The organism is Prosthecobacter fluviatilis (assembly GCF_042655725.1).
Taxonomy (GTDB): Bacteria; Verrucomicrobiota; Verrucomicrobiia; order Verrucomicrobiales; family Verrucomicrobiaceae; genus Prosthecobacter; species Prosthecobacter fluviatilis.
The window spans coordinates 22009-34060 of record NZ_JBHSMQ010000015.1 but is presented as its reverse complement, the minus strand read 5'-3'; the positions used below and the strand labels follow the sequence as shown (position 1 = coordinate 34060).

At 62.0% G+C, this 12052-nt stretch carries 11 protein-coding genes; 3 read left to right on the top strand and 8 right to left on the bottom strand.

Annotated elements, in window-relative coordinates; translation table 11 throughout:
- Nucleotides 1-45: 45 nt before the first annotated feature.
- From ACFQDI_RS24350 to ACFQDI_RS24340, 3 genes are read right to left on the bottom strand one after another with little or no spacing between them, the layout of a single operon-like run.
- Entirely contained in the window at nucleotides 46-510 is a 465-nt protein-coding gene (locus ACFQDI_RS24350; protein ID WP_377171954.1) for an SRPBCC family protein, read from the bottom strand.
- 51 nt (nucleotides 511-561) lie between these two features.
- Nucleotides 562-849, bottom strand: a complete 288-nt coding sequence (locus ACFQDI_RS24345) for a DUF3253 domain-containing protein (RefSeq protein ID WP_377171952.1) — start codon at nucleotides 847-849, stop codon at nucleotides 562-564.
- Between the two features lie 6 nt (nucleotides 850-855).
- Complete coding sequence (locus ACFQDI_RS24340; protein ID WP_377171950.1) at nucleotides 856-1335, bottom strand: TspO/MBR family protein; 480 nt, start codon at nucleotides 1333-1335, stop codon at nucleotides 856-858.
- Between the two features lie 102 nt (nucleotides 1336-1437).
- Between ACFQDI_RS24340 and ACFQDI_RS24335 the strand changes: the two genes are divergently transcribed.
- Entirely contained in the window at nucleotides 1438-4356 is a 2919-nt protein-coding gene (locus ACFQDI_RS24335) for a PSD1 and planctomycete cytochrome C domain-containing protein (protein WP_377171948.1), read from the top strand.
- Complete coding sequence (locus ACFQDI_RS24330; RefSeq protein WP_377171946.1) at nucleotides 4349-5773, top strand: DUF1501 domain-containing protein; 1425 nt, start codon at nucleotides 4349-4351, stop codon at nucleotides 5771-5773. The genes ACFQDI_RS24335 and ACFQDI_RS24330 overlap by 8 nt, the downstream gene beginning before the upstream one ends.
- 158 nt (nucleotides 5774-5931) lie before the next feature.
- Here the strand turns inward: ACFQDI_RS24330 and ACFQDI_RS24325 are convergent, their stop codons facing one another.
- The gene (locus ACFQDI_RS24325) at nucleotides 5932-7527 is read right to left on the bottom strand and encodes a cryptochrome/photolyase family protein (RefSeq protein WP_377171944.1); all 1596 of its coding nucleotides are present in this window, start codon (nucleotides 7525-7527) and stop codon (nucleotides 5932-5934) included.
- Between the two features lie 116 nt (nucleotides 7528-7643).
- On the opposite strand from ACFQDI_RS24325, the gene ACFQDI_RS24320 reads away from it, so the two are divergent.
- Nucleotides 7644-8048, top strand: a complete 405-nt coding sequence (locus ACFQDI_RS24320; protein WP_377171942.1) for a hypothetical protein — start codon at nucleotides 7644-7646, stop codon at nucleotides 8046-8048.
- On the opposite strand, the gene ACFQDI_RS24315 is transcribed toward ACFQDI_RS24320, so the two are convergent.
- Genes ACFQDI_RS24315 through ACFQDI_RS24300 form a run of 4 tightly spaced genes read right to left on the bottom strand, consistent with a single transcriptional unit; the run spans nucleotide 8024 to nucleotide 11944 of the window.
- Nucleotides 8024-9280 carry an NAD(P)/FAD-dependent oxidoreductase gene (locus tag ACFQDI_RS24315; RefSeq protein WP_377171940.1) on the bottom strand — a complete coding sequence of 419 codons (1257 nt, stop codon included), beginning with the start codon at nucleotides 9278-9280 and terminating at the stop codon, nucleotides 8024-8026. The genes ACFQDI_RS24320 and ACFQDI_RS24315 overlap by 25 nt on opposite strands.
- A gap of 38 nt (nucleotides 9281-9318) precedes the next feature.
- Nucleotides 9319-10107 carry an ABC transporter ATP-binding protein gene (locus tag ACFQDI_RS24310; protein WP_377171938.1) on the bottom strand — a complete coding sequence of 263 codons (789 nt, stop codon included), beginning with the start codon at nucleotides 10105-10107 and terminating at the stop codon, nucleotides 9319-9321.
- A complete protein-coding gene (locus tag ACFQDI_RS24305) occupies nucleotides 10094-10855 on the bottom strand; it encodes an ABC transporter permease (protein WP_377171936.1) in 762 nt (253 codons plus the stop codon). The genes ACFQDI_RS24310 and ACFQDI_RS24305 overlap by 14 nt, the downstream gene beginning before the upstream one ends.
- 15 nt (nucleotides 10856-10870) lie before the next feature.
- Nucleotides 10871-11944 carry an ABC transporter substrate-binding protein gene (locus ACFQDI_RS24300; RefSeq protein WP_377171934.1) on the bottom strand — a complete coding sequence of 358 codons (1074 nt, stop codon included), beginning with the start codon at nucleotides 11942-11944 and terminating at the stop codon, nucleotides 10871-10873.
- Nucleotides 11945-12052: the final 108 nt, after the last annotated feature.

Here is a 12052-nt window from a genome sequence, read left to right as displayed (position 1 = left end):
CAGCCAGCAGATACGGCACCCGCCGCTGTACGGACTCTCCCAAACTCAGCCGGGGAAAATCTCCCGCATCGCCTTCTCCCGATGCGCAAAGACGCGCTTCAGCTCCGGCGCCACCAGCCAGGGATGCGCCAGCTCTCCCAGAGGGCCAAAGGGCATCACATACGTTACGCGGTCGGTCGTCTGGGTGCGCCCGTCACCCAGATCCTCAAAGTCATGCTCATGATGCCACACCGCATAAGGCCCCACACGCTGCTCATCCACAAAGCGCCTGCCTTCCACCACATGCGTGATCTCCGTGAGCCACGTCATGGGAATCCCCAGCAGCGGGCGTAGCCGGTGCGTGATCATGAGCCCCGGATAAACGGCGGCCGGCAGGTCTTTTTCCTCCGTGGAAAACCCCATCCCCGGCGGCGTGATGCGGGCCAGATTGCGCGGGTTGGAAAAGAACGCCCATACCTCCGTCAGCGGCGCAGGAATGATCTGCTGATGAAACAAAGTGTGCACAGCCATGCAGAAGCGGTTTACGCCTCAGCCTGCCACGCAGATTCCACAAGGAGCACGCTAGTCCTTCGCCGGCCTTGCCAGCCGGATCGGTCCCCGCGCGGCCAGTGGATCCGCAGGCACGCCCTTCTGCGTGCAGACCAGCAGCCCTTCATCCACCAGCTCGGCCGCTACCTCGCGCACCGGCTGCATCAGTGGACGCCAGTCATGGCTGAGCTGCCGAGCCGCCTCGGAGGGACAGTAGGTGGCCCCCTCGCCCCGGCACGCTGCCAGCCGCAGCAGGCATTCACGGATGGCAGCCGCATCCACCACCGTGGGCTTTGAGCATGCCTGTGCAGGTTTCGTCATGGATTCTCAACCATTCAGCTGCCAGATCGTGACGTTCAGCGCTGTGGCAAACGACACCCACATCAGATACGGCACCAGCAGCCACCCGGCCGTGCCGCGCACGCGTCGAAATGAAACCAGCATGGCCGCAATCATGAGCCACAGCACCACGATCACCGTCACCGAGACCCCCAGCCAGTGCAGGCCGAAAAAGATCGGCGTCCAGGCTGCATTTAGCGCCAGCTGCACAAAGTAAAGCACCAGGGGCTTTGAAAAGCCCGAGCGCTTCCACACCATCCACGCCGCCACCGCCATCAGCGTGTACAACAGTGTCCATGTCGGGCCAAACACCCACGGCGGCGGATTCCACGTGGGTTTGTTCAGCGCCGCGTACCACGCCCCCGGCATGGAGCCCACACCCACACTGAGTAGCGGAGCACAGAAGGTGACGACGATGAATCCGGCCAGTGCGAGGCCGGATTGCATTTTGGAGAGAGACTTGCTCATGAGGGAAGGGGGCTGTTCCCAGATACGTCTCTCACCACAGCCCAGAGCGCGGCTGCACGCAAAAAATCTCAGGATTGTCCAAAGCCGATGCATGCACCCTGCATGTTCAAACGCGTTGGTTTCAGCATGTTGCGTCTCATGTCGAAATACCTGCTGCCACTCCTCGCCCTCTCGTTTTCCGCTCATGCGGAGCCGGTGAGCTTTAGCCGCGAGGTGCTGCCGCTGCTTTCGGACAACTGTCTCTCCTGCCACGGCCAGGACGCGGGCCATCGCAAAGCGGACCTGCGTCTCGATACTCAAGAGGGCGCACGTGAGGTGCTCAAGTCCGGCGACTTCATGTCCCGCATCGTCAGCACCGACCCGGAGGAGGTCATGCCGCCGCCAAAATCACACAAGCCCGCGCTCAAGGCCGAGCAGGTCGCACTGCTGAAACGCTGGATCGCCGAAGGTGCCAAATGGGGCAAGCACTGGTCCCTCGAAAAGCCGGTGAAGGCCAGGGTCGAAGGCCATCCCGTGGACTTCTTTGTCAAAGCCCGCCTCGCCAAAGAAGGCCGCACGCTTTCCCCCAAAGCACCAGATTACATTCTCCGCCGTCGCATTTCCTTCGATCTCACCGGCCTGCCTCCGACATCGGAATCTCAGACCATAGACAGCCTGCTGGCATCGCCCCACTTCGGCGAGCGCATGGCCATGTGGTGGCTGGATGCCGCACGCTACTCCGACACCGATGGCTTCCAGTCCGACGCCTCGCGCACCAACTGGCCCTGGCGCGACTACGTGGTGGAGTCGTTCAACGCCAACAAGCCCTTCGATCAGTTCACGCTGGAGCAGTTTGCCGGAGATCTGCTGCCCAATGCCACGCCCGAGCAGAAACTGGCCACTTGCTTTCACCGCAACCACATGACCAACGGCGAAGGCGGTCGCGACAAGGAGGAGTCCCGCATCGACTACGTAATCGACCGCGTGAACACCACCGGCACCGTGTGGCTCGGTCTCACGCTCGGCTGCACCCAGTGCCACTCGCACAAGTTTGACCCCATCTCCCATCACGACTACTACAGCCTCAACGCCTTCTTTAACAGCATCGATGAAGACGGTGCTGCCGGCACGGCTGCCAAGCCTTACCTGAGCTACCAGTCTCCCCATGCCAAGCGTGCCGTGGATGAAGCCCAAAAACTGGTCGATGCCCGCAAGCCGGTCGAAGCTCAAGCGAAAGCCGACGCCGCCACGCCCTTCGAGAAATGGCTCGCTGAAAAGCAGAGCGCGGTGAAGGGCGGCTTCACGGCATGGCACGTGATTCATGGCACGGTGGAGTCCCAGGAAGGCTCGAAGCTGACCCAGGCCAAGGACGGCATCGTCACTGCCAGCGGCCCGAACCCCAAACAGGACGATTATCGCCTCATCTCCTCCGTCAAGCTGCCGCGTCTCACCGGCTTGAAGCTCGAAGTGCTGCCGCAAAACGGTGTGCTCTCCCGTGGCAAGGACGGCGAATTCATCCTCACTGACATCAAGGTGCAGGTGCGACGCAAGGGCAGCTCCCAGATCCGCGACATCCTTGTTAAGAACGCCGTGGCCGACACCAAGGTCGAAGGCAAGGCCCGCGAGTACGGCGATGTGAAAGGCACGCTGGATGACGACCCGCGCAACGGCTGGACCACCAGGGGCTTCCCCAAAGACCAGCCGCATACCGCGCTTTACGGCTTCGCTGAGCCGCTCGAACTCGAAACTGACGAAGAGCTCATCTTCGAACTCCGCCAACGCTCCACCAATGGCGATGCCAACATCGCCAGCTTCCGCGTTTCCGCTACCGACCAGCCCGGCCCCGCCGTGCGCGAACTCGGCCTCACGCCTGTCGAACAGCTCGCCGCCGGCAAAGTCGAGCGCGAGCGCCTGATGGCGCAGTTTCTGGAAGATTATGCACCCTACCAGCTCGCCAAGGCTTCGCTGGATCGCGCCACCGCGCAGCTCAAGGAAGTGCAGGCTGCCGCAGGCAAGCTCAACGTCATGGTGCTCGCAGAACGCAAAGAGCCGCGCGTAACGAATGTGCTTGTGCGCGGTGTCTGGGATAAAAAGGGCGATGTCGTCCAGCGCGACGTGCCCGCCGCCATCGCCCCCTGGCCCGCAGGTCTGGCGCGGGATCGCATCGGCCTCGCGAAGTGGATCACGTCCAAGGACAACCCGCTCACCGCACGCGTGTTTGTGAACCATGTGTGGCAGATGTTTTTCGGTGCGGGACTGGTTCGCACGCCAGATGATTTCGGTCTGCAAGGCCAGCGCCCCACGCACCCCGAACTGCTCGACTGGCTGGCCGTCGATTTCATGGAGAACGGCTGGGACGTGAAGAAGTTGATCAGGCTCATCGTCACCAGCGCGACCTATCAGCAGTCCTCCGACCGCACAGACGCCTCCGATCCGCAGAACTTCCTCCTCTCGCGCGGCCCACGCTTCCGCCTGCCCGCCTGGATGATCCGCGATGCCGCGCTCGCTTCCTCCGGCCTTCTCAATCCCGCCCTCGGCGGACCACCTGTACGCCCCTACCAGCCGGATGGCGTGTGGGAGGAGATCTTCATGGGCCGCTTCACCTACGAGCCCAGCCAGGGCGCGGCCCAGCACCGCCGCACCCTGTATGCCTTCTGGCGGCGTAGCATCGCCCCCACCTTCCTCTTCGACAGTGCCCAGCGCCGTGTCTGCGAGGTGGCCATGACCCGCACCAACACACCACTGCAGGCACTCACCCTGCTCAATGACGAGACGATGATGGAAGCCTCCCGCGCACTAGCCAAGCGCATGCTGGCGGCCAAGAGCGAAGACCGCCTGCCGCTTCTCTACCAGTCTGTCCTGACACGCCAGCCCACCGCCAAAGAACTCGCCGTGCTTCAGCGCGAGCTCGACAGCGCCCTGGCCCATTACCGCACGCATCCGGAAGACGCCCGCAAACTGCAAACCACGCCCGAACTCGCCGCGCACACGCTCGTGGCCAGCCTGGTGCTCAACCTCGACGAAGCCATCACCCATGAGTGAATCCTCCCTCAACACCACACGGCGCTACTTCCTCGGCCAGTGCACCGGCGTTTCCGTCGGCGCCATGGCGCTGCACTCCCTCGCAGAGCAGCCGGAGGTGCCGGGCCTTCCCTCGCTGCCGCATTTTGCACCCAAGGCCAAGCGCGTCATTTTCCTCACTCACTCAGGCGGTCCCTCGCAGCTGGAGCTCTACGATCACAAGCCCGGGCTTATGCGCCTCGCGGGAACGGAGCTGCCCGAATCCGTGCGCCAGGGCCAGCGCCTCACCACGATGACTTCCGGTCAGAAGCAGCTCATCCTGCCGGGGCTTACCCAGTTCAGCCGCTGCGGCAAAAGCGGCGCCACCATCAGCGAATGGCTGCCGCACCTGCAGGGCGTGGCGGACGATCTCTGCTTCATCAAGTCGATGACGACAGACCAGATCAACCACGCGCCGGCCATGACGCAGTTTCTCACCGGCCATCAGCTTCCCGGTAGGCCGAGCATGGGCTCATGGATCAGCTACGGCCTCGGCAGCCTGAACCGCAACCTGCCCGACTACCTCGTGCTCATTTCCAAAATGCAGCGCCCGAGCGACCAGCCGCTCTACGACCATTACTGGGGCAGCGGTTTCCTGCCCTCACGCTATCAGGGCGTGAAGCTCCGCAACTCCAAAGACCCCGTCTTGTACCTCACCGATCCCGAAGGCCTGCCACGCCATCTGCGCCGTGGCATGCTGGATGGTCTCGCGGAGCTAAACCAGATGCGCTTTGAGCAAACGCACGACCCCGAGATCACCACCCGCATCCGCCAGTATGAAATGGCCTACCGCATGCAAAGCAGCGTGCCGGAGCTGACCGATCTCAGCGACGAGCCCGATCACGTCTTCGACATGTACGGCCCTGACTCACGCCGCGCCGGCAGCTATGCCGCAAACTGCATCCTCGCGCGTCGTCTCGCTGAGCGTGGCGTGCGCTTCATCCAGCTCTTCCATCCCGACTGGGACCACCACAGCCGCCTCCCGAGCTGGTGCACCGCCCGCTGCCGCGACACCGACCAGCCCAGCGCCGCCCTCATCAAGGACCTCAAACAACGCGGCCTGCTCGATGACACCCTCGTCATCTGGGGTGGCGAGTTTGGCCGTGGTGTCGCTGGCCAGGGCAAGTGGGACAGCCCCGAGGCCGGGCGCGATCACCACCCGCGCTGCTTCACCATGTGGATGGCCGGCGGCGGCATCAAGCCCGGCATCACCTATGGCGCCACAGACGACTTCAGCTACAACGTGGCCGAAAACCCCGTCCACGTCCGCGACCTGCACGCCACGGTGATGCACCAGCTCGGCATCGACCACGAGCGCTTCACCTTCCGCGCCCAGGGCCTCGACTTCAAGCTCACCGGCGTCGAACCCGCGAAGGTGGTGAAGGACGTGCTGGCGTGATCTCCAACATAAAACGAACATCCATGTTCGTCCCCAAATCCCCCGTTCAGCCGCAGCGTTTTTGGAGTGCGGTTGCGCAGCGAGGAACGAGCGCAGCTACCGCTTTCCGCAAGCTCGTGAGTGCTCGCACATCAGTTCCCACCCAAAAGCAGCAGTCTTCAAGCGCAGGTCATCGACGCAGCCGCACTCCAAATGGGAATCACCCCTCTCCACCACCCCTCTCCACCACACCTCTCCCGCACCCGTCGCGCCTGCTCCTGGATCTCGCCTCTCTGTTCCGCACTCAGTCGAGTCAGGTTTTTCAGCTGCATGCTCATGCGCTGGTTCTTTTTCAGTCGCGGCTCATGCTGCAGCAGGTAGTCCCAGTACAGCGTGGTAAAGGGGCAGGCCTTGGGTCCTGTGGACTGCGCGGGGTCATACTTGCAGCCGGTGCAGTAGTTGCTCATGCGCTGGATGTACTTGCCGCTGGCCACGTAGGGCTTGCTGGCCATCAGGCCACCGTCGCCATACTGGCTCATGCCCAGCGTGTTCGGCAGCTCCACCCACTCCACCGCGTCCACATACACCGCCAGGTACCACTCATGCACCTGATACGGATCCACCCCGTAGAGCAGTGCAAACAAGCCGGTCACCATCAGCCGCTGAATGTGGTGCGCGTAGCCATAGCGCAGAGTCTGGCCGATGGCTTGGCTCAGGCAGTTCATGTCCGTCTTTCCCGTCCAGTAAAAGGCGGGCAGTTTCTCATGCGCCTGCATTTCATTCAGCCGCACATAGTCTGGCATCTTCAGCCAGTAGATGCCGCGCACATACTCCCGCCAGCCCAGGATCTGCCGGATGAAGCCCTCCACCGCCGCCAGCGGTGCCTTGCCGCTGCGCCACGCCTTTTCCGCAGCCGCGATCACCACACGCGGATCCAGCATTTTGAGATTCATCGCCGCGCTGAGTCTGGAGTGGTACAGCCACGGCTCATTCATCCACATGGCATCCTGGTACTGTCCAAAATCAGCCAGCCGGTGCACGATGAAATCCTCCAGCGCCTCCAGGCTCTGCGCCGCCGTGACCGGCCAGTCAAAATCCGTCAACGTCCCCGGATGCTTGGCAAAACGCTCCTCCACCAGTGCGATGACCTCCCGCGTGATCTTGTCTGGCATAAACCGCTTTGGCGGCATGCGCAGCAGGTCCGGCCCCTCTTTGCCAAAGGTGCCGCGGTTGTCGTGGTCAAAGTTCCACTGCCCGCCCGCCGGGCCGTCATTCTCCATCAGCACGCCCGTGCGCTGGCGCATCTCTCGGTAGAAGAACTCCATCCGCAGTTGTTTGCGGCCCGCCGCGTGTTTGGCAAACTCCGCCGGTGTGCAGAGAAAGTGGCGGTCTTCCCGCACCTCCAGCGGCACGCTCAGCTCTGCGGCCGCAGACTCCAGGTCGCGCTGCACTCCCCACTCCCCGGCCTGCACCATGATCAGCTCAGAGGGTTTCAGTGACAGCACACTCGCACTCAGCGCCTCCACCAGCGTCTCATGCTTTCCGATTTCATGATAGTCCACACGCCATCCCTTTTCCCGCAGCGCCTCACGAAAGTGCCGCATGGACGCGAGAAAGACCGCGATGCGCGCCTTCACGTTCCACACCTTGGTGGACTCCGCCGCCACCTCCGCCATCCACACCACATCCCGCTTCGGGTCGCAGCCGTCAAAGGCGGCGGACTGCAGATCTAGCTGGTCTCCCAGCACGAGGATGAGACGGGGTCGGGATGGCATGGTGCATGCGCATTACGCGCCCCATGACTGTCAGGCCGCACTCCTCTGGGCGGCTTTCTGTCCTTCGTGTTTGCCGAAGCCCGGATGCGCGTCATTCATCTGCCACCGCATCCGCCATGCCTCTCATCCGCTACCTGCAGAATCTCTCCACCGGCCGCACCATTCTCTGGTGTTACTTCATCTGGTGGCTGCTCAGCATTGTGAACCACTTCGACGGCACACCACGCATCTGGCTCACCTCCGTGGGCCTGAGTGCCATCATCGGCGCGGCGCTGCTCATCAGCACGCAGACGCCGGCCTCCGGTCGCTGGATCTGGCCGGACCGCTGGGTGACCTTCCGCCTCTTTCTCATGCCTTTCTGCGTCTCCAGCTTTTCCGCTTTGGTGAAGAGTGCCGGCTACCTGCTCATCTTTCCGCCCACCCTGCGCGAGAACGCCACCGGCGCGAGCCTGATCGCCCTCTTTCTGCTCGTGGTTTGGAGTGTGAAGAAAACCGCTCACGCCGCCATCGGCACCCCGTAGGGCAGGATGTCCGGGATCGGCGCAAACTCGCGGATCTTCTTCCACAGCGAAGAGTAGTCCTTGTTCACATCTCCAGAAAGACAGTCGGTGATCTCATCGCCCGCATCGGGGTATTTCATGACCACGTCCTTGAAGGAAAAGTCTGGATTGTAAAAGGCGTAAACAAGCTTGCGCATGTTGTCGATGCCCTGGCGCATCTGCTCGGCATACTCGCTGAAGCGCTGCGGGGAGAGGTCTCTCGCCTCCAGAGCCGCATGCACAGCATCTCCCGCCAGCACGCCGCTCTTGAGCGCCAGCATCACGCCGCTGCTGAAGACGGGGTCCAGAAACGCAAAGGCATCACCCACCAGGAGCAGCCCCGGCGAAGCACCGTACTTCGAGTGCCGTGAATACTCGCTCGTGATCCAATATTCTCCCGTGCAAGTTCCGGCGGAGAGGTGCTCCTTGATCCACTGGTTCTCGCCGATCTCGCGCTCAAACATCGCCTTCGGATCGCGCACGCCGTCACGGCTCAGGTACTTGCCCTCGGCCACCACTCCCACGCTCACCATGTCATTGTGCATGGGGATGTGCCAGAACCAGCCCTTGTCCGGCACAAAAGCGATTGTCGTCGCGCCTTCATCGATCCCTTCTTCACGCTTGGATCCCTTGTAGTAGGTCCACACCGCCACCTTGTTCAGGTAGGGGTCGCCCACGCGCCAGCCCTCGCGCACCGAGGCAAACGCTTCCTTGCCCGAGGCATCGATCACCAGCTTGGCCAGCAGGTGCTCCGTGCTGCCGTCCTTGTTTTTCACAGCCACGCCGACGACCTTGCCGCTGTCGTCCTTGAGCAGTTGCGTCACGGTCGTCTCCTCACGCACCTCGGCGCCTCGGCCGCGCGCGTGCTCCATCAGCATGTGGTCAAACTCTGAGCGCATCACCTGCCACGTCTGCGCCACGGTGTCGCGGTCATATCGGTTGTAAAAATAGAAGGGCTGCGAGCGCCGTCCGTCTGGCTGCACAAAACTCACGCTGAACTTCTTCATGAAGTGAGATTTCTTCATCGTCGGGATCAGCCCCAGACGCTCCAGCGGGCCGAAGGTGAACGGGATCAGCGACTCCCCCACATGGTAGCGCGGAAACTTCTCGCGCTCGAGCACGAGAACCTTGTGGCCGTACTCCGCCAGAATGGCCGCAGTGCTGGTGCCGGCTGGTCCGCCGCCGATGATGATGACTTCGTGTTCGGTGTTCATGGAATGGGTCCGAATATACGTTGCTCGCGACAAAAAGATCACTTCAAATCACCACTTCCTCCACCATGCACATCCATGCCCATGATGGCGAAAATCCGGTCTCGTGCGGCCAGGTAGCCGGGGGAGTCCAGATCACGTGGGCGCGGCAGTTCCACCCGCACCTCCTCAGCCACCGTGGCCGGGCGGCGGCTCATCACCACCACTCGATCTGCCAGTTGCACGGCCTCCTCGATGTCATGCGTGACAAAAAGAATCGTCTTCTTCTCCGCCTGCCAGATGCGCACCAGATCCGCGCGCATTTTCAGACGAGTGATGAAATCCAGCGCCCCGAAAGGCTCGTCCATGTACAGCACCTCGGCATCTGCCGCCAGTGCACGGGCGATCTCCACGCGCTGTCGCATGCCGCCGGAGAGCTCGCGCGGGTAGGACTTCTCAAAGCCGGTGAGTCCCACCATGCCGATGTAGTGCGTCACACGCTCCTCCCTCTCCCGGGGCGGGCGGGACATCAGGCCAAAGCCGATGTTTTCCTCGACCGTGAGCCAGGGAAAGACGCCGTTTTCCTGAAACACAAAGATCCGCCGAGGATCCGGCCCGTTCACCGCCGATCCTGCCACCTGCACATCTCCCTGCGACTCTTTAAGAAAGCCGCCGATGATGTTGAGCAGCGTGGATTTGCCGCAGCCGGAAGGGCCCACCACGCAGACAAACTCTCCTGCCTTCACATCCAGATTCACACGCTCCAGCACGTGCACCTCCTCTCCGGCTCTTTTGCCAGGGAAGGATTTCCAGCAATCGCGGACGTGGATGAGTGATTTATCGTTGTCCATAGCCCCATTTCACTTCGTCAAATTTCTCCAGCTGCCGGATCAGCAGATCCAGCACCAGCCCGATCAGCCCGATCATCACCATGCCGGCCACCACAAGGTCGTAGCGTTTGCCGGCATTGCGTGCGTCGATGATGAGATACCCCAGACCGCTGTTCACCGCGATCATCTCCGCCGCCACCACCACCAGCCAGGCGATGCCCAGCGCGATGCGGATGCCCGTGATGATCTGCGGCAAGGCGGCAGGCAAAATCACACGCCTGAAGAGCTGCGGACCCTTGATGCCAAAATTTTGAGCCGCACGCAGATACACAAGCTGCATGTTTTGCACCGCCGCCATCGAGGACACGGTGATGGGAAACACACTGGCCAGGAAGATCAGAAACACCGGCGCAGTGTCATCGATCCCGAACCACAGAATCGCCACAGGAATCCATGCGATGGGTGAGATGGGCCGCAGGATCTGGATAATCGGGTTCAGTGCCTGGAAGGCCGGGCGGAACCACCCCAAAACAAGCCCCAGCGGCACGCCCACGACCACTGCCAGCCCAAAACCCCAGCTCACTCGAAAGAGCGATGCCACGATGTATTTCAACAGCAGCCCTTTCTCAAAGAGCTCATGGATGCCGCGCAGCACATCCACCGGAGTGGGGAAGAGATCGCTGCCTGAGACACGCACCAGCGTATGCCAGCCCAGCAGGAAGACCGCTGCGGTGACCAGTGGCAGAAGGATGGAGGAAAAACGCTTCATGCAGCAATCGACGGCTTACTTTCTCGGCGGCACCTCTCCGCCTTTCAGCCCCTCATAGGAGGACGGCTTTACCTGGGAATCATCCGGCACAAACGAGGTGTCCGTATAATCTTCAAAGACCACATCCTTGGTGATCACACCCGCCTCCCGCGCGAGCGCCTCGATCTCTTCGAAGTCCGGCTTCCGCAGCGCCAGGTTGGTATACTTCACGCGGTCCGGCGGCTTGCTCAGTACAAACTCCAGCAGGCGCGGATGCTGATTGTAGTAGTTCTTCGCCACAAACTTCGCCGCGTCCATGCGGTTGTCCATTTTCGTGTCCAGCCACTTGCCGCTGCTCGCGATCCCGTCCACCAGCCGCTGCACCGTTTCGCGGTCGTTTTTGATGAAGTCCTCGCGCACCGCCAGCACGCAGGAGATGAAGTTGGGCCACACGTCTTTCGTCAGCCAGAGCACGCGCCCGTAACCGTCCAGCTCAGTCTGGCCCATGAAGGGCTCGCCGCTGGAGATCGCATCGACGGCCTTGGAGTAAAGCGCAGCCGGCATGTCCGGCGGCGGCATCTCCACCAGTTCGATGTCATTCACCGTCATGTTTGCCTGCTTGAGCGCGCGGAACACCAGCAGGCGTTGATTGGAGTAGCGGTTTGGCACCGCGATCCGCTTCCCTCGCAGGTCCTCCATGCGGTAAATTTTGGAATCCTTGTGCACCATCACCGCGCTGCCGTCACGATGCCCCAGGTACACCACCTTGATCGGCACACCCTGCTCCCGTAGCGCCATGGCCATGGGAGCCAGGATGAAGGTGGCGGGCGTGTAGCCCGAAAGAAACGCCTCTTTCAGCTCCGGCCAGCCGCTAAAGCGCACCGGCTCAAACGAGCTCTGCCCTTCCACCTGTTGATTGATGAAATCCGTCACCGGACAGGTCAGGTGGCACGTCACCGGCAGGAAGCCGATGCGGAATTTGCCCTCCGCCGCTTGTGTCGTGCCCGCAGCCTTGGGCGCGAACCACTTCAGGTTCAATGAACCATGCATGGTCGTGATCAGCGCCAGCCAGAGCGCGCCGCACAAAAAAGTGGTGCCGAGGAGTTTCACATTGGGAATTACGTCCCTCTCATCCATGCTGAAAATACCCGTTCAGCATCGTTTCCATGCCGGATCGTGATGGAGCCCCGATAAACAAAAACTTTCCACTGCAGACGG

Bases quoted from the DNA above. Each gene is read 5' to 3' on its own strand.
- ACFQDI_RS24350 (WP_377171954.1), bottom strand. From the start codon at position 510: ATGGCTGTGCACACTTTGTTTCATCAGCAGATCATTCCTGCGCCGCTG.
- ACFQDI_RS24305 (WP_377171936.1), bottom strand. From the start codon at position 10,855: ATGAAGCGTTTTTCCTCCATCCTTCTGCCACTGGTCACCGCAGCGGTC.
- ACFQDI_RS24335 (WP_377171948.1), top strand. From the start codon at position 1,438: ATGTTCAAACGCGTTGGTTTCAGCATGTTGCGTCTCATGTCGAAATAC.
- ACFQDI_RS24325 (WP_377171944.1), bottom strand. From the start codon at position 7,527: ATGCCATCCCGACCCCGTCTCATCCTCGTGCTGGGAGACCAGCTAGAT.
- ACFQDI_RS24315 (WP_377171940.1), bottom strand. From the start codon at position 9,280: ATGAACACCGAACACGAAGTCATCATCATCGGCGGCGGACCAGCCGGC.
- ACFQDI_RS24330 (WP_377171946.1), top strand. From the start codon at position 4,349: ATGAGTGAATCCTCCCTCAACACCACACGGCGCTACTTCCTCGGCCAG.
- ACFQDI_RS24310 (WP_377171938.1), bottom strand. From the start codon at position 10,107: ATGGACAACGATAAATCACTCATCCACGTCCGCGATTGCTGGAAATCC.
- ACFQDI_RS24345 (WP_377171952.1), bottom strand. From the start codon at position 849: ATGACGAAACCTGCACAGGCATGCTCAAAGCCCACGGTGGTGGATGCG.
- ACFQDI_RS24320 (WP_377171942.1), top strand. From the start codon at position 7,644: ATGCCTCTCATCCGCTACCTGCAGAATCTCTCCACCGGCCGCACCATT.
- ACFQDI_RS24340 (WP_377171950.1), bottom strand. From the start codon at position 1,335: ATGAGCAAGTCTCTCTCCAAAATGCAATCCGGCCTCGCACTGGCCGGA.